The organism is Ramlibacter aurantiacus (assembly GCF_016722895.1).
GTDB lineage: Bacteria > Pseudomonadota > Gammaproteobacteria > Burkholderiales > Burkholderiaceae_C > Ramlibacter > Ramlibacter aurantiacus.
This window is the reverse complement of sequence record NZ_JAEQNA010000004.1, coordinates 196,949-219,755: the sequence shown is the minus strand read 5'-3', so window position 1 is coordinate 219,755 and position 22,807 is coordinate 196,949. Positions and strand designations below refer to the sequence as shown.

At 67.3% G+C, this 22,807-nt stretch carries 22 protein-coding genes; 11 read left to right on the top strand and 11 right to left on the bottom strand.

The window, feature by feature from the left end; genetic code table 11:
- Positions 1–11 precede the first annotated feature (11 nt).
- Positions 12–515: a type III secretion system chaperone gene (locus JI739_RS12950; RefSeq protein ID WP_201684333.1), complete on the top strand. Its 504-nt coding sequence runs from the start codon at positions 12–14 to the stop codon at positions 513–515.
- 152 nt (positions 516–667) lie between these two features.
- Entirely contained in the window at positions 668–1,813 is a 1,146-nt protein-coding gene (gene metX / locus JI739_RS12945) for a homoserine O-succinyltransferase MetX (protein ID WP_201684332.1), read from the top strand.
- A gap of 5 nt (positions 1,814–1,818) precedes the next feature.
- Here metX and JI739_RS12940 read toward each other — a convergent pair whose 3' ends face one another.
- Positions 1,819–2,391: a hypothetical protein gene (locus JI739_RS12940; protein WP_201684331.1), complete on the bottom strand. Its 573-nt coding sequence runs from the start codon at positions 2,389–2,391 to the stop codon at positions 1,819–1,821.
- 71 nt (positions 2,392–2,462) lie between these two features.
- Here JI739_RS12940 and metW point away from each other — a divergent pair, with 71 nt between their 5' ends.
- Complete coding sequence (metW, locus tag JI739_RS12935) at positions 2,463–3,047, top strand: methionine biosynthesis protein MetW (RefSeq protein ID WP_201684330.1); 585 nt, start codon at positions 2,463–2,465, stop codon at positions 3,045–3,047.
- 53 nt (positions 3,048–3,100) lie between these two features.
- Complete coding sequence (gene otnI, locus JI739_RS12930; RefSeq protein WP_201684329.1) at positions 3,101–3,964, top strand: 2-oxo-tetronate isomerase; 864 nt, start codon at positions 3,101–3,103, stop codon at positions 3,962–3,964.
- Here the strand turns inward: otnI and JI739_RS12925 are convergent.
- The gene (locus JI739_RS12925; protein WP_201684328.1) at positions 3,954–4,148 is read right to left on the bottom strand and encodes a DUF3606 domain-containing protein; all 195 of its coding nucleotides are present in this window, start codon (positions 4,146–4,148) and stop codon (positions 3,954–3,956) included. The two genes, otnI and JI739_RS12925, sit on opposite strands and share 11 nt — an antisense overlap.
- Positions 4,149–4,336: 188 nt before the next feature.
- Between JI739_RS12925 and JI739_RS12920 the strand changes: the two genes are divergently transcribed.
- On the top strand, positions 4,337–5,815 hold the full coding sequence (locus JI739_RS12920) for a M20 family metallopeptidase (RefSeq protein ID WP_201684327.1): 1,479 nt from the start codon (positions 4,337–4,339) through the stop codon (positions 5,813–5,815).
- Positions 5,816–5,831: 16 nt separating this feature from the next.
- Complete coding sequence (locus tag JI739_RS12915; protein ID WP_201684326.1) at positions 5,832–6,725, top strand: alpha/beta hydrolase; 894 nt, start codon at positions 5,832–5,834, stop codon at positions 6,723–6,725.
- Here the strand turns inward: JI739_RS12915 and JI739_RS12910 are convergent.
- Both JI739_RS12910 and JI739_RS12905 read right to left on the bottom strand, forming a co-directional pair.
- The gene (locus tag JI739_RS12910; protein ID WP_236589540.1) at positions 6,716–7,459 is read right to left on the bottom strand and encodes a 16S rRNA (uracil(1498)-N(3))-methyltransferase; all 744 of its coding nucleotides are present in this window, start codon (positions 7,457–7,459) and stop codon (positions 6,716–6,718) included. The two genes, JI739_RS12915 and JI739_RS12910, sit on opposite strands and share 10 nt — an antisense overlap.
- Positions 7,446–8,540, bottom strand: a complete 1,095-nt coding sequence (locus JI739_RS12905) for an aminoglycoside phosphotransferase family protein (protein WP_201684324.1) — start codon at positions 8,538–8,540, stop codon at positions 7,446–7,448. Before JI739_RS12905 ends, JI739_RS12910 begins: the two co-directional genes overlap by 14 nt.
- A gap of 68 nt (positions 8,541–8,608) precedes the next feature.
- Here JI739_RS12905 and JI739_RS12900 point away from each other — a divergent pair, with 68 nt between their 5' ends.
- The 3 genes from JI739_RS12900 to rsmA are packed head-to-tail and all read left to right on the top strand — an operon-like array spanning position 8,609 to position 13,125.
- On the top strand, positions 8,609–10,942 hold the full coding sequence (locus JI739_RS12900; RefSeq protein ID WP_236589538.1) for an LPS-assembly protein LptD: 2,334 nt from the start codon (positions 8,609–8,611) through the stop codon (positions 10,940–10,942).
- Positions 10,943–10,945: 3 nt separating this feature from the next.
- Positions 10,946–12,355, top strand: coding sequence for a peptidylprolyl isomerase (locus JI739_RS12895; RefSeq protein WP_201684323.1), 1,410 nt, complete (start codon positions 10,946–10,948; stop codon positions 12,353–12,355).
- Positions 12,352–13,125 (top strand): 16S rRNA (adenine(1518)-N(6)/adenine(1519)-N(6))-dimethyltransferase RsmA, encoded by a 774-nt coding sequence (rsmA, locus tag JI739_RS12890; protein ID WP_201684322.1) that lies wholly within the window; start codon positions 12,352–12,354, stop codon positions 13,123–13,125. The genes JI739_RS12895 and rsmA overlap by 4 nt, the downstream gene beginning before the upstream one ends.
- Positions 13,126–13,366: 241 nt before the next feature.
- Here the strand turns inward: rsmA and JI739_RS12880 are convergent, their stop codons facing one another.
- From JI739_RS12880 to JI739_RS12850, 7 genes are all read right to left on the bottom strand, one after another.
- A complete protein-coding gene (locus tag JI739_RS12880) occupies positions 13,367–13,795 on the bottom strand; it encodes a barstar family protein (protein ID WP_201684320.1) in 429 nt (142 codons plus the stop codon).
- A 48-nt stretch (positions 13,796–13,843) separates the two neighbouring features.
- Entirely contained in the window at positions 13,844–14,197 is a 354-nt protein-coding gene (locus JI739_RS12875; protein WP_236589600.1) for a guanyl-specific ribonuclease, read from the bottom strand.
- Between the two features lie 220 nt (positions 14,198–14,417).
- Complete coding sequence (locus JI739_RS12870) at positions 14,418–16,730, bottom strand: NADP-dependent malic enzyme (protein ID WP_201684318.1); 2,313 nt, start codon at positions 16,728–16,730, stop codon at positions 14,418–14,420.
- A 95-nt stretch (positions 16,731–16,825) separates the two neighbouring features.
- Positions 16,826–17,062, bottom strand: a complete 237-nt coding sequence (locus JI739_RS12865; RefSeq protein ID WP_201684317.1) for a DUF2061 domain-containing protein — start codon at positions 17,060–17,062, stop codon at positions 16,826–16,828.
- A gap of 90 nt (positions 17,063–17,152) precedes the next feature.
- On the bottom strand, positions 17,153–18,538 hold the full coding sequence (locus tag JI739_RS12860) for an aminopeptidase P N-terminal domain-containing protein (protein ID WP_201684316.1): 1,386 nt from the start codon (positions 18,536–18,538) through the stop codon (positions 17,153–17,155).
- On the bottom strand, positions 18,535–19,251 hold the full coding sequence (locus JI739_RS12855) for a nucleotidyltransferase family protein (protein WP_236589536.1): 717 nt from the start codon (positions 19,249–19,251) through the stop codon (positions 18,535–18,537). The genes JI739_RS12860 and JI739_RS12855 overlap by 4 nt, the downstream gene beginning before the upstream one ends.
- Positions 19,251–19,616 carry an S-adenosylmethionine decarboxylase gene (locus JI739_RS12850; RefSeq protein ID WP_201684315.1) on the bottom strand — a complete coding sequence of 122 codons (366 nt, stop codon included), beginning with the start codon at positions 19,614–19,616 and terminating at the stop codon, positions 19,251–19,253. Before JI739_RS12850 ends, JI739_RS12855 begins: the two co-directional genes overlap by 1 nt.
- A 115-nt stretch (positions 19,617–19,731) precedes the next feature.
- Between JI739_RS12850 and tkt the strand changes: the two genes are divergently transcribed.
- The gene (gene tkt, locus JI739_RS12845) at positions 19,732–21,762 is read left to right on the top strand and encodes a transketolase (RefSeq protein WP_201684314.1); all 2,031 of its coding nucleotides are present in this window, start codon (positions 19,732–19,734) and stop codon (positions 21,760–21,762) included.
- Positions 21,763–21,799: 37 nt separating this feature from the next.
- Positions 21,800–22,801, top strand: a complete 1,002-nt coding sequence (gene gap / locus JI739_RS12840) for a type I glyceraldehyde-3-phosphate dehydrogenase (protein WP_201684313.1) — start codon at positions 21,800–21,802, stop codon at positions 22,799–22,801.
- Positions 22,802–22,807 lie beyond the last annotated feature (6 nt).

The following is a 22,807-nucleotide window of genomic DNA, read 5'->3' as shown; positions in this document are numbered from 1 at the left end:
GGGAGGCAGACATGATCAGTTCGCAATCGCATGAAGCGCCCGCCGAGGATTCCGGCCCTTCCTTCGCGGCGGAAATGGAGCAGATGGACGAACACCTGCACAACCTGAGTTCGAAGTTCTTCGAGGCCATGTTGCCGCGGGTGGTCGAGCGCATGGTCGGCCCGGGTGACGCTGCTCGCGAGGCGCTGGCCAACGGGGGCTTCGTTCTCAATGACTGTACGGTCGTGATGCGTCTGAACGCCGAGACCGACTCGGTCGAATTCTTCTGCGACGTGGGCTTGCCGCGGCCGCCGTCGCTGCACCAGGTGTATCGGGCGGCGCTCGAGCACAACCTGTGCCGCACCTACCCGGGGATCGTGCTGGGGATCCATCCCGAGTCGGGTCGCCTGGTGGCAACCGCCGCTTCGCCGGCCATGCTCGTAGGCAACGACGAGGTGTGCATCGAGACCCTCCAGATGCTCACCGGCGTCGTGACCGAATTGCGCGCCCAGCCAGGCATCGATGTGGAGCTCTAGCCTGGCGGGCACGCGAACCGCACGGCTATACTGCGCCGCTTCAGCGCCGATTTGCTTCCGATTGCGGGCGCTCTAACAAGTTCAGCTAAAGACGAAGCCCGCGTGAAAACCGGCCTCGCACTTGGCGACGCCGGTTTTGTTTTTGGATGTCGATGACGCTGGTCGCTCAACCTCAGGCTCTGCATTTCCCGCAGCCGCTGGCGCTGCAAAGCGGTGCGTCCATCGCGCAGTACGACCTGGCCTACGAGACCTATGGCCGGCTGAACGCCGATCGCAGCAACGCGGTGCTGGTATGCCACGCCCTCAACGCCTCGCACCACGTGGCCGGCGTCTACGAGGGCCAGCCCAGGTCCGAGGGCTGGTGGGACAGCATGATCGGCCCCGGCAAGCCGGTGGACACCGACCGCTTCTTCGTCATCGGCGTGAACAACCTGGGTTCGTGCTTCGGCTCCACGGGTCCCATGCACACGAATCCCGCGACTGGCAAGCCGTGGGGGGCCGACTTTCCCGTGGTCACCGTGGAAGACTGGGTGAACGCGCAAGCGCGGCTGGTGGATGCGCTGGGCATCGATCAGTTGGCAGCCGTCATGGGCGGCAGCCTGGGCGGCATGCAGGCGTTGTCGTGGACGCTGCAGTACCCCAAGCGGGTGCGCCACGCAGCGGTGATTGCCAGCGCACCCAACCTCAACGCCGAGAACATCGCTTTCAACGAGGTGGCGCGCAGGGCCATCGTCACCGACCCGGACTTCCACGGCGGCCACTTCTATGCACATGGGGTGGTGCCGCGACGGGGACTGCGCATTGCCCGCATGATCGGCCACATCACCTACCTCTCGGACGACGTCATGAACGAGAAGTTCGGACGCGAGTTGCGCAGCGCCGTGGGAGCCGCCGCCAGCGACTACCGCTACACCACGCAGGAAGTGGAGTTCCAGATCGAGAGCTACCTGCGATACCAGGGCGACAAGTTCAGCGAGTACTTCGATGCCAACACATACCTGCTGATCACCCGCGCCCTGGACTATTTCGATCCGGCGCGCCGCTTCGGCGGCAACCTCACCAAAGCACTGGCGGCGGCTTGCGCCCGCTTCCTCATCGTGAGCTTCAGCACCGACTGGCGCTTCTCGCCGGCGCGCAGCCGCGAGATGGTCAAGGCGCTGCTGGAGAACCGGCGCAGCGTGAGCTATGCCGAGATCGACGCGCCCCATGGCCACGATGCCTTCCTGCTGGAAGACCCGCGTTACCTGGCCCTGGTGCGCGCCTGGTTCGACGGCATTGCCCGGGAGTTGTCCGCGTGAACGCGCTAGTCCACCACCACCGCGTTGCGGGTCGCCGGATCGGTGTTGATGTCGCTGATGCGGCCCGAGGCGTCGAAGACCAGCTGGTACTCGGCGAAGCTGCTCAACCAGTGGCGCAGCACCTTGGCCTGGGGGTCGGGGTTCTCGCTGCTCACCGGCCAGCCCACCGCCATGCGCGCCTGTTCACGCGTCATGCCGCGGGTCACCTTGCCCGCTGCGATCGCCTCGCGGATCTTGGGCGGGTGAGAGGCGAGCGTGGCGCTGGGGTCTTCAGCCAGCACGTAGCGCCGCGCGAACGCCTCCAGTCCCAGGTCGCGGCTGTAGTCGTTGCCGATGGCTTGCGACTTGCCATCGATGGTCACCAGCACGCGATAGCGGCCATAGCCGGTGATCTGCACCGGCGTGCCCGCCGGAATGATGCGGTGCGTGGGCCCCTCGTCGTAGTTGATGTCGCTGATCCACTTGCCGTCACCGCGCAGGCTGCAGCACAGCCAGCCGCTCCAGGTCGCCTGCGCGTGCGCGGCGCTGGCGGCCAACAGGGCTGTGGCCAGGGCCAGTTGCTTGATCGTTCGTCGCATTGTTTTTCCCTCCTCCGGGTGGTTCGTCCCGGCGCCGGGATTCTGCCAGCCGGCTTCGGCACGGAGCGTCCATGAGCGACCGCCCCCTGCTGCAGACCATTGCCCGCATGGTGCCCACCGGATCGCGGGTGCTCGACCTCGGATGCGGCGACGGCGCCCTGCTCGACCTGCTGCAGCGCGAACGAGGCTGCACCGGGTATGGCGTCGAGATCGCCGACGACAACGTGATCGCCTGCGTGCGTCGCGGCGTCGACGTGATCCAGTTGAACCTGGACGAAGGCCTGGCCATGTTCGACGACGACAGCTTCGACGTGGTGCTGCAGATCGACACCCTGCAACACCTGCGCAACACGGAAACCATGCTGGTGGAAACGGCACGGGTGGGTCGCGTGGGCATCGTGGCCTTCCCCAATTTCGCGCACTGGCCCAACCGCCTCGCGGTGCTGCGCGGGCGCATGCCGGTCACCAAGCGCCTGCCCTACCAGTGGTACGACACGCCCAACATCCGCGTGGGCACCTTCAAGGACTTCGAGGTGCTGGCCACCCGCAATCGCTTGTCGATCCTCGATGCGTTCGGCGTGCAGGACGGACACGAGGTGCGCTGGCTGCCCAACGCCCGGGCATCGACGGCGGTGTTCCGTTTCGAGCGGGGATGAAGCCTTCAGGCGGCTATCCTGTCGGGCTGCCTGACCTGCAAGAGCCACCCCGCATGCCGCGCTTCGCCGCCAACCTGAGCCTGCTCTATCCCGAGCTCGATTTTCTCGACCGCTTCGAGGCGGCCGCTGCGGATGGATTCCGCGGGGTGGAGTTCCTGTTCCCCTATGCCTGGCGGCCGGCCGAGCTGGCCGGCCGCTTGCGCGGACACGGTCTGCAGCAGGTTCTGTTCAATGCGCCGCCTGGCGGTCTCGACGCGGGCAGCGTGGACCGCGCGTGGCAGGCCGGTGACCGGGGGCTGGCCTGCATTCCGGGGCGCGAGGCCGAGTTCCGCTCGGGCGTGACACTGGCGCTGGCGTATGCCCGGGCACTCGACTGCCCGCGCATCCATGTGATGGCCGGAGTGGTTCCCGCGGGACTCACGCGCGAGACGGTCCGGGCGACCTTCGTGGCCAACCTGCGTTGGGCCGCGGCCGAGGCTGCTCATGACGGCGTGGTCCTCCTGATCGAGCCGATCAACACCCGTGACATGCCCGGCTTTTTCCTGAACCGGCAGGACCATGCCCACGAACTGGTCGAGGAGATCGGCGCGGCCAACGTGCAGGTGCAGATGGACCTGTACCACTGCCAGGTGGTGGAAGGCGACGTGTCGACCAAGATCCGGCGCTATCTGCCGACCGGCCGCGTGGGACATTTCCAGGTCGCCGGCGTGCCCGCGCGGCAGGAACCCGACCAGGGCGAGTTGAACACCGCTTATCTGTTCGACGTGATCGACGAGGTCGCCGCTGCATGCGGATGGCAGGGCTGGGTCGGCGCCGAATACCGCCCGGCACTTGCAAGCGTCGGCGGCACCCGCGCGGGGTTCGGCTGGCTGCGGCGCCGCGGAGGCCCCGAAGCGGGTTCTGTCCCTAGACCGTGACGATGATGTCGCTGCCGTCGAGGAGTTGCTCCACCTTGGCGGCGGAAGATCCAACCTCAGCGACCGCGGCGCGAAGCTGCTCTTCGCTGCAGCCGAATCGTTTGATCCACCAGTTGACCTCCCTGGGATTGTCGAGTTCGATGACGTTGCGTTGTGCAGGAATGGGTTCGAAAACGAATGCCATTTGGGTTCGGCTCCCTACTTCTTTGATGGGCCGATTGAAGCGCAACGGGCGTCCAGGGAGTGAACGCCTGTGGCGCAACCGTTCGTCGGCTCGGTCCTACCCCCAAGGGATTAACCCGCCACGGCTGGCGTCGGCCGCAGGGCGCGCTTACAGTGTCGAATCATCGAGCCCAAAGTAAACGCCGAGTCATGAACAGACCCCTGCACCGGGAGTTCCCTGCGCCCGTGCTCGAATCGTCCCTGGCCCGGGAGCAGATCGATCACCAGTGGAACGCGGACATCGTCCGGCAGCTCGCCGACTACATCGCCATCCCGGCCAAGTCGCCGGCCTTCGACGCTGATTGGCAGGCGCATGGACACATCGAAGCCGCCGTCCGGCACGCGGCCGCCTGGGTCGAGGCCCAGCGGGTCGAGGGCCTGCGGCTCGAGATCGTCCGCTTGCCCGGCCGCACGCCGGTGCTGTTCTTCGAGATTGCACCGACCCGGGCGCTCGCGGAGCACTCACAGACGGTCCTGATGTACGGTCACCTGGACAAGCAACCCGAATTCACAGGCTGGCGCGCGGACCTGGGGCCCTGGTCGCCGCGCTACGAGGACGGCAAGCTGTATGGCCGGGGCGGCGCCGACGACGGCTACGCGGTTTACGCCAGCATCGCGGCCGTGCAGGCGCTGAAGGCGCAGCAGGTGCCGCACCCCCGCATCGTGGGACTGATCGAGACCTGCGAGGAGTCGGGGTCGCACGACCTGCTGCCTTACATAGACGCCCTGGGTCCGCGCCTGGGCGAGGTGGGCCTGGTGATCTGCCTTGATTCGGGCGCGGGCAATTACGACCAGTTGTGGCTCACGACCTCGCTGCGCGGGCTGGTGGGCGGGACGCTGCGGGTGGACATCCTCACCGAGGGCGTGCACTCGGGTGACGCATCAGGCCTGGTGCCCTCCAGTTTCCGGATCATGCGCCAGGTGCTCGATCGCCTGGAGGACAGTCGCACGGGGCGTCTGCTGCCGGCTGCGTTCCATTGCGACGTGCCGCCCGATCGCCTGGAGCAGGCGCGCGCGACGGCGGCGGTGCTGGGCCAGGAGGTCTATGCCCGTTTTCCCTGGGCGCATGCCGATTGCGCCGGGAGCACCCAGTCCGCGCTGCCCACCACCACCGATCCGGTGCAGGCCCTGATCAACCGCACCTGGACGCCGACGTTGTCGGTGACGGGTGCCGAGGGACTGCCGCCGCTGGACCAGGCCGGCAATGTGCTGCGTCCCTATACGGCCTTCAAGCTGTCGCTGCGACTGCCGCCCCTGGTGGACGCCGCGCAAGCCGCGCAGGACCTCAAGCGGCTGCTGGAGGACAACGCACCCTATCGAGCCAAGGTGACATTCGAGCCGGGTGGCGCCGCCACCGGCTGGAACGCGCCGGCGATGCTCCCCTGGTTCGAGCAGGCGATGCAACAGGCTTCACAGGCGCACTTCGGCGCACCCTGCGGCTACATCGGACAAGGTGGCACGATCCCGTTGATGAACACGCTCAGCCAGGGGTTCCCCGCGGCGCAAATGATGGTTTGCGGGGTGCTCGGTCCGCGCAGCAATGCCCACGGACCCAACGAGTTCCTGCATGTGCCTTATGCCAAACGCCTCACCGCGGCCGTCGCCGAGGTGATCGCGCGGATGCCCTAAACTCCGCGACCGTTCCATGTCCCATAGCGATTCCACGCTCTCGACCTTCACCGCCGCGGATGGCGACAACCTGGCCGTGCAGTACTGGCCACCGCAGCTGGGGGTGCCGCGGCGCGGGGTGGTGGTGCTCGTCCACGGGCTGGGCGAGCATGCGGGCCGCTACGAGCGGCTGGCGCAGACGCTGACGTCGTGGGGCTTCGCGGTGCATGGCTACGACCAGTGTGGCCACGGCGATTCCGGCGGCGTGCGCGGGCGCCTGCCCAACACCATGCGCCTGATCGAGGACCTGTACGACATCGTCGACAGTGCCAGCCGTCGCGTCGCTCCGGGCGAGTCCCTGATCGTGCTGGGCCACAGCGTCGGCGCGTTGGTGGCCTGCTGCCTGGTGCTGCTTCGCGATGTGCCGGTCGACGGCCTGGTGCTGTCGTCGCCCGCGTTCAAGCCGTATCTCACCCCGCTGCAGAAGATGTTTCTCTCGGTGTTGCCGCGCTTCGCTCCCAATCTCACGGTGCGCAGTCCGGTGTTGCCCGAGGCTTTGTCGCACGACCCCGAGGTCGTGGAAGCGTACCGGGCCGATCCGCTGGTGCACGACCGCATCTCCGGACGCCTGGCCCACTTCATCACCGAAGCCGGGCCGCGGGTGCTGGCGCGTGCCGGTCGCTGGAAGGTGCCGACGCTGCTGCTGTATGGCGGCGAGGACTGCGTGGTCAAGCCGCAGGCATGCCGGCAATTCGCCGAGTCCGCTCCGCCGGGGCTGGTGACGGCGCACGATTTTCCGCACCACTACCACGAGGTCTTCAACGAGCTCGAGTCAGAACCGGTCTATGCGGCCCTGCGCGACTGGGTGGAACAGCGGTTTCCGGCGCCGGCCGCCGCCCCGCCGCGGCGCCGGTCGCCGGCCTACCTGTGAGCGGCGCGGGACTGCAGGATCGCCAGGGCGGCCAGTGGTGCCGTCTCCGCGCGCAGCACGCGCGGACCCAGCGATACCGGCTCGAAACCGCCGGCGTGCGCCGCCTGCAGTTCCTTCGGGCTCAGGCCACCCTCGGGTCCGGATAGCAGAAGCGCCGGCTCGTCGTCATCGATCAGTTGACCGATCGGGCGGGCCTGCGGGTCCAGTGAGAGCACCAGACGCCGCGCCGCGGGAAGCGCCGAGTCGATCCAGGCGTCGAAGGCCTGGATCGGCTCGACGGCCGGCACCCGGTTGCGCCCGCACTGCTCGCAGGCGGCCTGCGCCACGGCTTGCCAGTGCGACTGCTTGCGCGAAGCTCGCTCACCCGAGGGACGCAGCACGCTGCGCTCCGACAGCACCGGTGCGAAGCTGGCCGCGCCCAGCTCGGTCGCCTTCTCCACCAGCCAGTCCATCCGTTCGCCGGCGGCCAGGCATGGCGCCAGGTGCACGGTGCGCCCGGCCTCGCGCTCGATCGGCAGGTGCGCTGCCACCTGCGCGTCGACCTCGCTGCGCCCCATGCGGGTGATGGTGGCGGCCCATTCACCGCCCTGACCGTCGAACAGCGTCACGCACGCGCCCGGTTGCAGGCGCAGCACCTGCACGTGCCGCGCGGCCCCTGGCGGCAGCTGCAGGCAGGCGCCCTCGGCCAGCGGCCATGGGCAGAAGAAGCGGGGGCCGGCCTTAGAGCCTGCCAAAGGCATAGCCGGCGGTCAGGGTGGTGCCTTCGACCCGGTCCACCAGCGCCAGCAGCGGCGCGAGTTCACGATAGCGTGCGGCGGTGGCCCGGATGTAGCCGATGAAGCGCGGCGCGTCGGCCAGGTATCGCTGCTTGCCGTCCCGCAGGGTGAGCCGGGCAAAGATTCCCGCCACCTTCAGGTGCCGCTGCAGGCCCATCCACTCGACGGCACGCCAGAACTCACCGAAATCCGAATCGACCGGCAGCCCGGCCTTCACGGCCTTTTGCCAGTAACGGATGGTGATATCGAGCACGAATTCCTCGTCCCAGCTGAGGAAGGCGTCGCGCATCAAGCTGGCGATGTCGTAGGTGATCGGTCCGTAGACCGCGTCCTGGAAGTCGAGCACGCCCAGCCGGCTCTCTCCGGCCTGGGGGACCATGAGGTTGCGCGGCATGAAGTCACGGTGTACGTAGACTGCCGGTGCCGCCAGGTTGCGCGCGACGATCAGCCGGAACTGCTCGTCCAGCGTCTGGCGCAGCGCGCCTTCCACGGCCATGCCGCGGTGGCGCGCGAGGTACCAGTCGGGGAACAGTTGCAGCTCGCGGGTGAGCAGGGCTTCGTCGTACGCCGGCAGCACCCCGGGTCGCGAGGCCAGTTGCCAGGCGAGCAGGGCGTCGATCGCGCCTTCGTACAGGGGGCGGTTGGCGCTCGCATGCGCCGGGTCGATGGCGTCCATCATGGTGCGAGTGCCCAGGTCCTCGAGCAGCATGAAGCCAAGGGTCGAATCCCACTCGAGCACCCGCGGCACATGCAGCCCGGCATCGGCCATCAGGCTGGCCACGCGCACGAACGGGGAGCAGTCCTCGCGCTCGGGCGGCGCGTCCATCACGATGAGGCTGCCTCCGGGCTCACGGTCGATGCGCAGGTAGCGACGAAAGCTGGCGTCGGCCGACGCGAGGCGCAGTGTCGGCGGCAACAGTGCATGCGTGTCCTGGATGCGGCGCAGCCAGCCGTCGAAGTCGGCTTGACGCCGGGGATCGGACCATGCCACCTGCGGCGACAAGGACTGTGGGGCAGGGGAGGGCGCGGCATCGCTCATGGATAATCGATTCTACAAACGCAACCGGAACCGCCTGGCCCACGGCCGGCTACTCCATCGACTCCCCCATGCCGTCTCCCCGCCCCAGGAATCGAGCGGCCCGCTTCAGGCTGGCCGCGATGTCGCTGGCGGCCTGCGCGCTCTGGCCCACCGTCCAAGCCCAGGAGGATGGACTGCCCGCGCCGGTCTTGCGGTCCAGTCCCGCGCTCGGCGAAACCATCAGCCCCGATGTCCGACCTGAGTTGCCGGTCTTCGTGGAAGGCGACCGCATCAGTGGACGCAGCGAACTGGAGACCCTCATCGAAGGTGACGCCACGCTGCGCCGGGGCGACACGCTGATCCGGGCCGAGCGCATCGAATATGACCAGGCCGAAGACCTGGCGCGCGCCCGTGGTGACGTGCGCATCAACCGTGCCGGCGATGTGTTCGAAGGGCCCCAGCTCGAGATGCACGTCGACGCCTTCGAGGGCTTCTTTACCGAGCCGACCTACCGGCTTCGGTCCACCGAGGGCTACGGCCAGGCCAGCCGCATCGACTTCCTGGGCCCCGACCGGGCCCTGGTCCGCCAGGGGACCTACACCACTTGCGAGCGTGAGCCCGGCTCGAGCTGGCCGCTGGGATGGTTGCTCACCGCCGATCGGCTCTACATCGACAACGAATCCGAAACCGGGTTGGCCCTGGGAGCCACCGTGCGCTTTCTCGGCGTGCCGCTGCTGCCGATCCCGGTGCTGAGCTTCCCACTCACGGACAAGCGTAAATCCGGCGTGCTCACGCCCACCCTGGCGGTCAACAACCGCAGCGGCGTCGAGCTCACGGTGCCTTACTACTGGGACATCGCGCCCAATCGTGACGCGACTTTTTCGCCCACCCTGATGTCGCGGCGCGGCCTGCAGCTGTCGGGCGAATTCCGCTATCTGGAGCCTCTCTACAGCGGCACCACGGGCCTGAGCTACCTGCCGGGAGACAACCTGCGCGGACGCGACCGCTGGGCCTACAACGTGCGCCACGCGCAGGTGCTTCCTGCGGGCGTGGGGCTGAGCCTGAACCTCAACCGTGTCAGCGACGACGACTACTGGCGCGACTTCACCCGCTCGCCCGCCATCGCCTCGCTCACACCGCGCCTGCTGGCCAGTGACGCCGTCCTGAGCTGGGGGCGGGGCAACTTCGCCGCCCACGCGCGAACCCTGCGGTGGCAGACCCTGCAGGACGTCACCGCGCCCATCGTTCCGCCCTACGACCGGCTACCGCAACTGCAGGGCCGCTACACCAACCTCGAGCTGCTTGGCGGGTTCAGCAGCTATGTAGAGGCCGACTACACCCGCTTCAGTGCCGAACCCGCCCTCACGCGTCAGCCGAACGGCGAACGCGCCTACGTCATGGCGCAGTTCGCCCGGCCCTGGCAGGCGCCCGGCTGGTTCGTCATTCCGCGGGTGCAGCTCCACGCCACGCAATACCAGTTCGACGCGCCACTGGCGAACGGGCTCACCTCGGCCGAGCGCAGTGTTCCGACCTTCAGCCTGGATACCGGCTTGCTGTTCGATCGGCAGGTAAGCCTGTTCGGCCGGCCTCTGGTGCAGACCCTGGAGCCGCGTGCCTTCTACGCCTACACGCCGTTCCGGGAGCAGAACTACCTGCCCAACTACGACTCTGGCCAGCACGACTTCAACTTCGCGACCATCTTCACCGAGAACCCGTACGTCGGGCACGACCGCATCGCGGACACCAACCTGCTGACGCTGGGGCTGACCAGTCGCCTGCAGGACGTGGCGACCGGTGGCGAGCTGGCGCGATTTGGGCTCGCCCAGCGGCTGCGCTACGAGGACCAACGGGTCACGTTGGGGGGCGCTCCCCCCATCGCCGACCGCTTCTCCGACATCCTGCTGGGCGCCTCCGTCAACTGGAGCCCGACCTGGGCCAGTGAAGCCACGGTGCAGTACAACCCGCGCACCGACCGCTCCGAACGGGCCACGATCGGGGCGCGCTACAACCCCGGACCGTTCCGCACCGTCAGTGCGGCTTACCGGACCCAACGGCTCCTGAGCGAGCAAGTGGACCTGGCATGGCAGTGGCCGCTCCAAGATCTCTGGGCCGGCCGCGGCAACGGCAATGGCCGCTGGTACAGCGTCGGCCGGCTCAACTTCAGCCTGAAGGACCGGGAGCTCGTGGACACCATCGTCGGCGTCGAATACGACGGCTGTTGCTGGGTGGGGCGCTTGGTGTTCGAGCGGCTCCAGACGGGCAGCGCCGGCCCCAACAAGCGCCTGCTGTTCCAGATCGAGCTGCTGGGCCTGAGCCGTGTCGGAACCAATGCGGTGACCCTACTCAGGGACAATATCCCGCGCTACCAGTTGCTGCGTTCGCTGCCGGGCACGCCGCGCAGCCGATTTACCGAATACGACTAGCCGATGATTTCAATCCAATTTCCACGCCCGCGTGCGATCGCGCTGGGGCTGGTGGCCGGGGCCTTCCTGGCGAGCACCACCATCCCGGCCAGCGCTCAGCTGCGCCTGGGGCCGGGGCCCGGCGTCCGCTCAGCGCCTGTGCCATCCACGGCCGCGCCCGCGGCGTCCGACCCGTCGACGCGGTCAGCCGATTACATCGTTGCCGTGGTCAATTCGGAGCCGATCACCAATAACGAAGTGCAGGCGCGGGTGGCGCGCGTGCAGCAGGAACTTTCCGAGCCGGGTGCGCGCATGCCCGATCGTGAGTCGCTGGTTCGGCAGGTGCTCGAGCAGTTGATCGTCGAGCGGGCGCAGCTGCAGCTCGCGCGTGAACTCCAGCTGCGCGTCGATGAAGGCATGGTGGACGCGGCCGAGCAGAACATTGCACGCCAGAACCAGCTTGACGTAGCCGATTTCAGGCGTCGACTGGCCGCCGAGGGGATTTCGCCCGAGTCGTTCCGGCAGGATCTGCGAAACCAGCTGCTGCTGTCACGGCTGCGTCAGCGCGAGGTCGAGCCGCGGGTTCGGGTGACCGATGCGGAAGTGGAGCGCTTCATCCACGAGCAGCAGAACACGAGCGACCTGTCGGCGGTGGAACTGAACCTGGCCCATATCCTGGTGGCGGTGCCGGAAAACGCGCCTGCGGAACTGGTGCGCGAACTCAGGACCAAGGCGGAGCGCGTGCGCGACCGCGCACGCGCCGGAGAGGACTTCGCGGCCCTGGCTCGCGAGCTGTCGGACGCCCCTGGAGCTGCCACCAATGGTGGCGTGGTGGGCGTGCGCACCGCCGACCGCTACCCGAGCCTGTTCGTCGAAGCGACACAGCCGCTCGCGCCGGGCCAGGTCAGCGACGTGGTTCGATCGGGCGCGGGTTTTCACGTGATCAAGGTGCTGGAAAAGCGCCGTGGCGAACTGCCCGGTTCGACCGTGGTCCAGAACCGGGCCCGACACATCCTGCTGCGGCCGACCGCCCAGCTGAGCGAAAGCGAGGCTCGACAGCGGCTGGAGGACTTCAAGAAGCGGATCGAATCCGGTCAGGCGGAGTTCGCTGAACTGGCGCGGCGCCACTCGCAAGATGGCAGCGCCCGCGAAGGCGGCGACCTGGGCTGGGCCAATCCGGGCATGTTCGTGCCGGAATTCGAGGAGGTGCTGGCCACGCTGTCGCCAGGCCAGATCGCCGACCCGGTGCAGACCCGTTTCGGCCTGCACCTGATCCAACTGGTGGACCGGCGCCAGCACACGCTCAGCCCACGAGAGCAGCGCGAGCTGGCGCGCAATGTGCTGCGCGAGAAGAGGCTGCAGGAGGAATATGCGCGGTGGGCACGCGATGTGCGCGCCCGTGCCTGGGTCGAGCTGCGCGATCCACCCCGGTGAAACACGTCGCTCGCAAGCGCTTTGGCCAGCACTTCCTGGCCGACAGCAGCATCATCGATGGCATCGTTCGCGCGATCGATCCGCGACCCGGTGATGCCATGGTGGAGATCGGCCCGGGCTTGGCCGCACTGACGCAGCCCTTGGTCGAGCGCCTCGGACGCCTGTCGGTCGTCGAACTGGACCGCGACCTGGCGTCCCGCTTGCGCGCTCACCCCCAATTGGAGGTGATCGAATCGGATGTGTTGCGGGTCGACTTCAACGATATCGCCGAGCGGGCCGGATCGAAACTGCGTGTCGTGGGCAACCTGCCGTACAACATCTCGACGCCGATCCTGTTCCACCTGCTGTCGTTCGCCGAGCGCATCGTCGACCAGCACTTCATGCTTCAAAAGGAGGTCGTCGACCGGATGGTGGCCCGACCCGCCACGGCGGCGTATGGACGCCTGTCGGTCATGCTGCAGTGGCGCTACGCCATGGAGGACGTGCTGTTCGTCCCCCCCGCGGCTTTCGATCCGCCGCCCAAGGTGGACAGTGCGGTGGTCCGGATGGTGCCGCGAGCGCATCCCCAGGCCGTGGATCCGCAGCTGCTGTCCGAGATCGTGCAAGTCGCCTTCAGCCAGCGGCGCAAGCTGCTTCGCCACACCCTCGGGCAGTGGCTGCAGGTGCGCGCCGTCGAGACCGACTTCGACACGCGCAGGCGTGCCGAGGAGGTGCCATGGGAAGCCTACGTGGCACTGGCGAACTCAGTCACTGCCGGCTCGCCACCATGAACAAAGCCCGGGGCAAGCCCGGGCTTTGTTCATGGTGGCGAGGTGATGTCAGGTCAGGCGGCGGCCAACCAGTAACCCGCGTTGAAGGGGCTGCTCATGCGAAGCGCCAGCGGCGACACGTCCACGAGCTTGTCGGTCGGCATCTTTTCGCCGGTTTCAGTCATAGCCTGCGAGGTCGCGGCGGCGGTGTCGCCTTGAGCCTCGTTCGCCCGCTCTGCTTGGCTGTTTTGCGCAGAGCGGGCTACAGAAAAGAATAGAAACACCTGAACGGTATCTTCCGGTCGGCCCAGTAATCGGCCGTGTCACGGAAGATGTCCAGCAACTGCTCGCGTGCTTCCTTGTCGAACTTCGCGTTGGCCGGGATCTGCTCCAGCACGACCACGAAGCCCGGCTGCGGCCCGGACTTGTGCACCGGGTCGGTCATGCAGTCGTACAGCGCATCGAAGTTCTTGCCGAAGTGCGCCGGCAGCATGAACTGCTGCGCAATCAGGTCGAGCACGTCCTGCTTGCTCTGGGCGGTGGCGAGGTTGGCGTACAGGAAGTGGTGCCCCAGCTTGCTGGCGGCGTCTTGCAAGTCTTGCACGCGGTGCGCGCGAATCGACTGAACGATGTTGTTGCGCACGTTCTTCAGCGGCGTATCGCCGGTCTCGAGGCGACGGGACGAATCCATCTCCGCGTTTCTTTCCAAGTTCAAGAACAGGTCCCGCTTCATTCGGGTTCACTCCACAATTTTGCGAAAACTGGCGTAATGGTCTGCGGTGTAGTAGCACGCATGTGGCTGCCTGGGCGGCCCGCCGCATACGATGCGCCGGGCTCCCCGGTCGCGCGATCCTGGTGTCTTCACGGTGTATTCCCGGTAATAGCCCCGCTTGTTCAGCGGCAGCAGGCGTTCGCGATTTCCGAAAACGCTGCCGTCCTTCCCATAAGGAAAGGGCCCACCGCGGAAGACCATTTCGTAGGTTTCACGCCCTTGCCGCGGCAGCTCGGCCAGGGCCACGGTGGCTGACTGACCGGAAACCGGGTCCACGCGCTCCCTGGCCGAAACCGGGACTGTGAGCGACGTGACGATCAGGGCGCTAGTGAGGGCAAACTTGCTCGCAAACCCGCGCACGAACTGGACCTTCTATGGTGACCTTCGGGACACTACTGTCCGGGAAAACCCCGAAAATTCAAGTGCGCGAGTGTGACCGATCCCGGTTCAAAACGCAAGCTTATGCACAAGTTTTGAGCAGTGGGCAGGGCCATTGGAGGGTCTGTCGACGGGCGGACGCCGGCGACCCTGGCGCAATTGATCAGCGGGTCGCGTTGGCGTCGGCGACCGTCAGGGCGGTCAGGTTGACGATTCGCCGGACGGTCGTGCTCGCGGTCAGGATGTGGACCGGCAAAGCGGCGCCGAGCAGCACCGGTCCGATTGCGATGTTGCCGCCGGCCGCAGTCTTCAGCAGGTTGTAGGAAATATTGGCAGCATCGATATTCGGCATCACCAGCAGGTTGGCATCTCCGCTGAGCGAACTGCTGGGCATGAGCTTCAGGCGTGCGTTGCCGTCGAGCGCGACGTCTCCGTGCATCTCGCCGTCGACTTCGAGCCAGGGAGCCTGGACCCGCAGCAGGTCCAACACCTGCCGCATCTTCACCGCGCTGGGCTGGTTGCTGTTGCCGAAGTTCGAGTGCGACAGCAGCGCAGCCTTGGGACGGATGCCGAAGCGCATCATTTCTTCGGCAGCCATTACGGTGATTTCCGCCAGCTGGTCGGCCGTCGGGTCATAGTTGACGTGCGTATCGACGAGAAAAACCTGGCGGTTCGGCAGCAGCAGGCCGTTCATGCAGGCATAGGTGTTCACGCCGGCGCGCCGGCCGATCACCTGGTCGATGTAGTGCAGGTGGAGGGTAGGGACGCCCCAGGTGCCGCAGATCATTCCGTCGACCTGGCCCTTGTGCAGCAGCATGGAGCCGATCAGGGTCAGGCGCCGGCGCATCTCGATCTTCGCCATCTGCACCGTCACGCCCTTGCGCTCGGTCATGCGGTGGTAGGTCTGCCAGAAGTCGCGGTAGCGCTCGTCGTGCTCGACGTTGACCACGTCGTAGTCGTCGCCACTTCGAAGGCGCAGGCCGAACTTCTCCACACGCTGGGCGATCACTGTCGGACGACCGATGAGCGTGGGACGGGCGATGCCCTCGTCGACCACGATCTGCGCGGCCCGCAGCACCCGCTCTTCCTCGCCTTCGCAGTAGGCCACCCGCTTCTTTGGGGCGCTTCGTGCGGCCGCGATGATCGGCTTCATCGTGGTGCCCGAGGCGTAGACGAAGCTTTGCAGTCGCTCGCGATACGCATCCATGTCGCCAATCGGCCGCAGCGCCACGCCACTGTCCACGGCCGCCTGGGCGACGGCAGGCGCGATCTTGATCATCAACCGCGGATCGAAGGGCTTGGGGATCAGGTACTCCGGTCCGAACGCCAACTGCTGGCCTGCGTACGCCGCGGCCACGACTTCGCTCTGTTCGGCCTGCGCCAGCTCGGCGATCGCGTGGACGGCGGCGATCTCCATTTCGTCGGTGATCGTCGTCGCACCGGAGTCCAGCGCGCCGCGGAAGATGTACGGGAAGCAAAGGACGTTGTTGACCTGATTGGGGAAATCGGTCCGGCCGGTGGCCAGGATGGCGTCCGGCCGCACGGCCTTGGCTTCTTCGGGGTGGATCTCGGGATTGGGATTGGCCAGCGCCAGGATCAGCGGATGGGCCGCCATGGTGCGCACCATCTCGGGCTTGAGTACACCGCCCGCAGACAGGCCCAGGAAGATGTCGGCGCCCTCGATGACCTCGGCCAGCGTGCGGGCCGAGGTCTTCTGCGCGAATTGCACCTTGTCCTCGTCCATCAACTCGGTACGGCCTTCGTAGACCACCCCGGCCAGGTCGGTGGCGAAGATGTTTTCGCGCGGCATGCCCAGCTTGACCAGCAGGTTCAGGCAGGCCAACGCGGCCGCACCCGCGCCGGACGTGACCAGCTTCACCTGCCGCAGGTCTTTGCCGATGACCTTCAGGCCGTTGATGATGGCGGCCCCCACGACGATCGCCGTGCCGTGCTGGTCGTCGTGGAACACGGGGATGTTCATGCGCTCGCGCAGCTTGCGTTCCACGTAGAAGCAATCGGGCGCCTTGATGTCTTCCAGGTTGATGCCGCCAAAGGTGGGCTCGAGGGCGGCGATCACGTCGACCAGCTTGTCGAGATCGTGCTTCTCGTTGATCTCGATGTCGAAGACGTCGATGCCGGCGAACTTCTTGAAGAGCACGCCCTTGCCTTCCATCACCGGCTTGGCCGCCAGCGGACCGATGTCGCCCAGGCCCAGCACCGCAGTGCCGTTGGTGACGACAGCCACCAGGTTGCCGCGGCTGGTGTAGCGGAAGGCGTTGGCCGGATCCTTGACGATCTCCTCACAGGGAGCGGCCACGCCGGGCGAATAAGCCAGGGACAGGTCGTGCTGGTTGATCAGCTGCTTGGTGGCCTGGATGGCGACCTTGCCCGGGGTCGGAAACTCGTGGTACTCGAGGGCGGACTGGCGCAGGAGTGCGCGCTTGTCTTCAGGCGTGACCGGGGGGGTGGCGGACATCGGGGAACTCCATGGGCGCGGTCCGGACTGCACGCGCCGGCCGCGCTGTTGTGCGGTGGCTGGGCATTGTAGACGTGGCCCCGCCGCCGCCGCCGTCAGGCCGCGGCGGGCACCAGATCCCCCGGACGCTTGTGCGCGAGCCGGTCCCAGAGCTTTTCGTGGAAGAAGAACGCGACGGCCTGCACGGTCGGTTCGACCAAGCTCAGCGTGAGCGACAGCATCAGGTTGCCGGTGACCGCGTAGGCCACCGAGATGGCGACCAGCATGTGCAGCAGGTAGTAACTGGCAGTCTTCTTCAACGTGGGCACTTGAGCGAGGGCGATGCGGGCCATGGACACTCCTTTTCGAAACGTCCCGAAATGGTAGGTATTCGCAATTGAGTGGGCCAATTGGATTGACCTACTCAATCGATAGCCTGCCGCTCAGGCCCGCATCAAAGCCTCAATCTCGTCCGGATCCACGGGCGCTCCGCGCGTGATCAGCTCGCAGCCGGCTTCTGTCACGATCGCATCGTCCTCGATGCGAATACCCAAGTGGTGGAATCGCTCGGGCACCCCTTCGGCGGGCCGCACGTACAGGCCGGGTTCGATGGTGAGCACCATGCCCGGGCGCAGGATGCGGCTGGGCCGGTTCTTGATGGTCTCGCCCGACAGCGGGTCCACCCGTTCGCTCACTTCGCCCACCTCGCCGGGTTCGACGTAGCTGCCGCAATCGTGCACGTCCATGCCCAGCCAGTGCCCTGTGCGATGCATGTAGAAGGCGAAGTACGCGCGCTTCTCGATCACGTCCTCCACGGTTCCGACCTTGGCGGGGTCGAGCAAGCCGAGATCCAGCAGCCCCTGCGACAGCACCTTCACGCTCGCCTCGTGCGGCTCGGTGAAGCGGGCCCCTGGCCGAGTCGCGGCCACGGCGGCTTCCTGGGAAGCCAGCACCAGGTCGTACAGCGCACGCTGCGCTCCGCTGAAGCGGCCATTGGCCGGAAAGGTGCGGGTGATGTCGCTGGCATAGCCATCGAGCTCGCAGCCGGCATCGATCAACACCAGCTCGCCCGCCCGTACCGGCGCCGTGTCGGCCCGGTAGTGCAGCACGCAGGCGTTGGCGCCGGCCGCGACGATGGAGCCGTATGCCGGGTACTGGGAGCCGCCGCGCCGGAACTCGTGCAGCAACTCGGCATCGAGGTGGTATTCGCGCAGGTCCTGGCCCTCGCGCAGCATGCGGGCGCTCAGCTGCATGGCGCGCACATGCGCTCGGGCGCTGATGGCCGCGGCCCGGCGCATCAGGTCCTGTTCATGCGCGTCCTTGATCAGGCGCATGTCGTCCAGGATGCCGCACAGGTCGCGCTGCTGTTCGGGGCAGGTCGCACCAAAGCGCACCCGTGCCCGGACCTTTTGCAGCCAACCGGCCACGCGCGCTTCCAGGCCCTCGTGGATGGCGAACGGGATCCACACCGTCTCGCGGTTTTCCAGCAGCCGGGGAAGGCTGGCCTCCAGCTCGGCGACCGAATGCGCCTCGTCGACCCCCAGGGCGGCCGGCGCGGCGTCGGGACCGAGCCGCAAGCCATCCCAGATCTCCCGCTCGAGGTCCTTGGGTTGGCAGTACAGCGTGCTGCGCCCGTCGCCGGTGATCACCAGCCAGGCATTCGGCTCGCCGAAGCCGGTGAGGTAGTAGAAATAGCTGTCGTGCCGGTAGATGTAGTCGGTGTCGCGGTTGCGCGGCCGCTCCGGTGCGGTAGGGATGATCGCGATGCCGCCGGGACCGATCTGCCGGGCGACCCGGGCGCGCCGTTCGGCGTAGGGAGAGTGGTTCATGTTGCGTTCAGTTCGGCCAGGCGCTGCGGGGTGCCCACATCGGTCCAGGGCCCGGTCCAGAGTTCGGCGCTGACCTGGCCATTGTCCATGGCCCGGCGCAGCATGGGCCCCAGGGCGGCCCTGATGCCCTCGGGGTTGCCCATGGGCAGCGGATCGAAGAAGCGCCGCCGGTACAGGCCTACGGTGGAGTAGGTATGGCGCACCGGTGCGTCGTTCAAGGCGCGTCCATCGGCAGCCAGGCCGAAGTCGCCGCCAGGATGATGGGGCGGGTTCGGCACCAGCCACAGGTGGGCGTCGGTCGGTCCGCTCGCAAACCGTGCATAGGCGTGACGACTGAACTCGAACCCGGGCATGTAGACATCGCCGGCGGCAATCCAGAACACCTCGTCGAGCAGGGGCAGGGCACGGGCGATGCCGCCCGCGGTCTCCAGCGCCGCACCGAAATCACGCCCCTCGTGCGAGTAGGCCAGCCGCATCGGCTCTTCCAGCCCCGCCAGCGGCAGCGCGTGGCCAAAAGCCTGCTCGATCTGGTCGCCCAGCCAGGCGGTGTTGATCACCACGCGGTCGAACCCTCCGCGGGCGAGCGCCTCCAGGTGGTGCCGCAGCAGCGGCTTGCCTCGCACGCCCAGCAACGGCTTGGGGCAGGTGTCGGTGAGGGGGCGCATGCGCTCGCCCCGGCCGGCGGCCAGCAGCATGGCCTGGGCGGGTGCCATCAAGCGTCCTCTCCCCGGTCCAGCGAGCGTTGCTCGGTCCACTCGGGCTCGAACAGCTCGCCCAGCGCGTCCACCACCCGGCGCGCAAGGGCACGCTCGTCCTCGGTGGCCGCAGCCATCCACAGGTCGAGCGCGACACTGCGCTCGGCGGGCCAGGTGCGCAGGGTCAGCTGTGCACTGTCGGCCAGCACAGCCCCGGCCAGGCCGCCGTGCGCCAAGGACACGAAGCACTCGCCACCCGCAGGCCGCAGGCCGCAGACGTCCAGCACCTGCGCCGCTGCCGCGCGCAGGCGCATGCCATCCGTCAACCAGCTGCGCTCGCACCGGCACTGGTAGAGGTCGGCGATGAGGTGAACCGCTTGCATCCGGGCACTGTAGACGAAGGCTGGCCAGGCGCGGGGCGGCCGGGCCCGGACCCGCCCCCCGGCTAAAATCCCGGGTTTCCCCCACCTTTCCGCCTTCCCCCCGGAGCTGCCCCCGATGGCCAACCCCCTTCAGATGGCAAGCGCGATTCGCGCCTTGTCCATGGACGCTGTTCAAATTGCCAACTCGGGTCATCCGGGTGCGCCCATGGGCATGGCCGACATCGCCGTTGCGTTGTGGGGCCGCCATCTGCGCCACAACCCGGCCGATCCGCACTGGCACGACCGTGACCGCTTCGTGCTGTCCAACGGGCACGGCTCCATGCTGATCTATTCGCTGCTGCACCTGAGCGGCTACGAGCTGCCGCTGGACGAGCTGCGCAGCTTCCGCCAGTTGCACAGCAAGACGCCGGGCCACCCCGAGGTCGGCATCACCCCAGGGGTCGAGACCACCACCGGGCCGCTCGGGCAGGGCCTGGGCAATGCGGTGGGCATGGCCCTGGCGGAGAAGCTGCTGGCCGCCGAGTTCAATCGCGAAGGCCACGCGATCGTCGACCACCACACCTATGTCTTCCTGGGCGATGGCTGCCTGATGGAAGGCATCAGCCACGAGGTCTGCGCCCTCGCCGGCGTCTGGAAGCTCAACAAGCTGATCGCCGTCTACGACGACAACGGCATCTCCATCGACGGCCAGGTGACGCCCTGGTTCATCGACGACACGCCGGCACGCTTCCGCGCGTATGGCTGGAACGTGATCGGCCCGGTGGATGGCCATGACGTGGACGCGGTGGATCGTGCCATCGCCCAGGCGCGCGAGAGCCGCGACAAGCCCACGCTGATCGTGGCCAAGACCCAGATCGGCAAGGGCAGCCCGAACCGCGTGGGCACGGCCAAGTGCCACGGCGAGCCGCTGGGCCATGAAGAGATCGGTGCCACCCGCGATGCGCTGGGCTGGCCGCACGAGCCGTTCACGGTGCCCAAGGAGGTATACGCCGAGTGGGATGCACGCCCTCGTGGCCGCGAGCGGCAAGCCGCCTGGAGCGAGCGTTTCGCCGCCTACGAGAAAGCGCACCCCGAGCTGGCCGCCGAGTTCACCCGCCGCATGCGTGGTGAGCTGCCCGTGCAGTTCGCGCAACTGGCGCTGGAAGCCACCATCGCCGCCGAAGCCAAGGCCGAAACGATCGCCACCCGCAAGGCTTCGCAGCTGGCGTTGGAAGCCTTCACCGCCGCGCTGCCCGAGCTGCTGGGCGGCAGCGCCGATCTCACTGGCTCCAACCTCACCAACACCAAGAGCACTCCGCCGCTGCGCTTCGGCAGCGACGGCGCGCCCGAGCGTGACGAACAGGGCCGCGTGGGCCGCCACATCAACTACGGCGTGCGCGAATTCGGCATGGCCGCGGTCCTCAACGGCATCGCGCTTCATGGTGGATTCATCCCCTACGCCGGCACCTTTCTGACCTTCAGCGACTACAGCCGCAACGCCATCCGCATGGCCGCGCTGATGAAGCAGCGCGTGGTGCACGTGTTCACCCACGACTCCATCGGCCTGGGCGAGGACGGTCCCACGCACCAGTCCATCGAGCACGCTGCCAGCCTGCGCCTGATCCCCAACCTGGACGTCTGGCGCCCCTGCGACACGGCCGAGACCGCGGTTGCCTGGGCCGTGGCCCTGCAGAACGCCGACCGTCCCACGGCCTTGCTGTTGTCGCGCCAGAACCTGCCGTACGCGCCCAAGCCCGGTCTGCAGGACATCCGCCGTGGCGCCTACGTGCTGGCCGAATCGGCGGAAGTCGGTCTCGCGCGCCGGCCCCAGGCTGTGCTCATCGCCACGGGTTCCGAGGTGCAGCTGGCGCTGAAGGCGCAGGAACAGCTCGCCGCCCAGGGGCTGGCCGTGCGCGTGGTCTCCATGCCCAGCACCACCACCTTCGACCGCCAGGACCGGACCTACAAGGAGCAGGTGCTGCCGCCGGGCGTGCCACGCGTGGCCGTGGAGGCCGGCGTGACCGACTTCTGGTGGAAGTACGGCTGCTCGGCCGTTGTCGGGATCGACACCTACGGTGAATCCGCGCCGGCCAACGTACTGTTCAGGCACTTCGGATTCACCCCCGAGAACGTGGCGGACACCGTGCGCGCGGTGCTCGGCCACTGACCACGCTTCGTTTCATCAACTCTTCAAGGGATTCAGCATGACCCTCAAGATCGGCATCAACGGCTTCGGCCGCATCGGGCGCATGGTGTTCCGTGCCGCCGTGCAGAACTTCAAGGACATCGAGGTGGTCGGCATCAACGACCTGCTCGAGCCGGAGTACCTGGCCTACATGCTGCGCTACGACAGCGTGCACGGCCGCTTCCAGGGCGAGGTCTCGGTCGAGGGCAACACCCTGATCGTCAACGGCAAGCGCATCCGCCTGACCGCCGTCAAGGACCCCGCCGAGCTCAAGTGGGCGGACATCGGTGCCGAGGTGGTGGTCGAATCCACCGGCATCTTCCTGACCAAGGAAACCGCGCAAAAGCACATCGATGCCGGCGCCCGCAAGGTGATCATGTCGGCGCCCTCGAAGGACGACACCCCCATGTTCGTCTTCGGCGTCAACGACAAGACCTACAAGGGCGAGGCCATCATCTCCAACGCCTCGTGCACCACCAACTGCCTGGCGCCGCTGGCCAAGGTGCTGAACGACAAGTGGGGCATCAAGCGCGGCCTGATGACCACCGTGCACGCCGCCACCGCCACCCAGAAGACCGTGGACGGCCCGAGCAACAAGGACTGGCGCGGCGGGCGCGGCATCCTGGAGAACATCATCCCCTCCAGCACCGGAGCAGCCAAGGCCGTGGGCGTGGTCATCCCGGAGCTGAACAAGAAGCTCACCGGCATGTCTTTCCGCGTGCCGACCTCCGACGTGTCGGTGGTCGACCTGACCGTCGAGCTGAACAAGGAAGCCAGCTACAAGGACATCTGCGCCGAGTTCAAGGCGCAATCCGAAGGCGCGCTCAAGGGCGTGCTGGGCTACACCGAGGACAAGGTCGTCGCGACCGACTTCCGAGGCGATCCGCGCACGTCCATCTTCGATGCCGAGGCCGGCATCGCCCTGGACGGCACCTTCATCAAGGTCGTGAGCTGGTACGACAACGAATGGGGCTACTCCAACAAGGTGCTGGAGATGGTGCGGGTGGTCTCTCAACGCTGAGCCGGC

Coding starts and splice junctions, on each gene's coding strand:
- JI739_RS12950 (WP_201684333.1), top strand. CDS start 12: ATGATCAGTTCGCAATCGCATGAAGCGCCCGCCGAGGATTCCGGCCCT.
- metX (WP_201684332.1), top strand. CDS start 668: ATGACGCTGGTCGCTCAACCTCAGGCTCTGCATTTCCCGCAGCCGCTG.
- JI739_RS12940 (WP_201684331.1), bottom strand. CDS start 2,391: ATGCGACGAACGATCAAGCAACTGGCCCTGGCCACAGCCCTGTTGGCC.
- metW (WP_201684330.1), top strand. CDS start 2,463: ATGAGCGACCGCCCCCTGCTGCAGACCATTGCCCGCATGGTGCCCACC.
- otnI (WP_201684329.1), top strand. CDS start 3,101: ATGCCGCGCTTCGCCGCCAACCTGAGCCTGCTCTATCCCGAGCTCGAT.
- JI739_RS12925 (WP_201684328.1), bottom strand. CDS start 4,148: ATGGCATTCGTTTTCGAACCCATTCCTGCACAACGCAACGTCATCGAA.
- JI739_RS12920 (WP_201684327.1), top strand. CDS start 4,337: ATGAACAGACCCCTGCACCGGGAGTTCCCTGCGCCCGTGCTCGAATCG.
- JI739_RS12915 (WP_201684326.1), top strand. CDS start 5,832: ATGTCCCATAGCGATTCCACGCTCTCGACCTTCACCGCCGCGGATGGC.
- JI739_RS12905 (WP_201684324.1), bottom strand. CDS start 8,540: ATGAGCGATGCCGCGCCCTCCCCTGCCCCACAGTCCTTGTCGCCGCAG.
- JI739_RS12900 (WP_236589538.1), top strand. CDS start 8,609: ATGCCGTCTCCCCGCCCCAGGAATCGAGCGGCCCGCTTCAGGCTGGCC.
- JI739_RS12895 (WP_201684323.1), top strand. CDS start 10,946: ATGATTTCAATCCAATTTCCACGCCCGCGTGCGATCGCGCTGGGGCTG.
- JI739_RS12880 (WP_201684320.1), bottom strand. CDS start 13,795: ATGGATTCGTCCCGTCGCCTCGAGACCGGCGATACGCCGCTGAAGAAC.
- JI739_RS12870 (WP_201684318.1), bottom strand. CDS start 16,730: ATGTCCGCCACCCCCCCGGTCACGCCTGAAGACAAGCGCGCACTCCTG.
- JI739_RS12865 (WP_201684317.1), bottom strand. CDS start 17,062: ATGGCCCGCATCGCCCTCGCTCAAGTGCCCACGTTGAAGAAGACTGCC.
- JI739_RS12860 (WP_201684316.1), bottom strand. CDS start 18,538: ATGAACCACTCTCCCTACGCCGAACGGCGCGCCCGGGTCGCCCGGCAG.
- JI739_RS12855 (WP_236589536.1), bottom strand. CDS start 19,251: ATGGCACCCGCCCAGGCCATGCTGCTGGCCGCCGGCCGGGGCGAGCGC.
- JI739_RS12850 (WP_201684315.1), bottom strand. CDS start 19,616: ATGCAAGCGGTTCACCTCATCGCCGACCTCTACCAGTGCCGGTGCGAG.
- tkt (WP_201684314.1), top strand. CDS start 19,732: ATGGCCAACCCCCTTCAGATGGCAAGCGCGATTCGCGCCTTGTCCATG.
- gap (WP_201684313.1), top strand. CDS start 21,800: ATGACCCTCAAGATCGGCATCAACGGCTTCGGCCGCATCGGGCGCATG.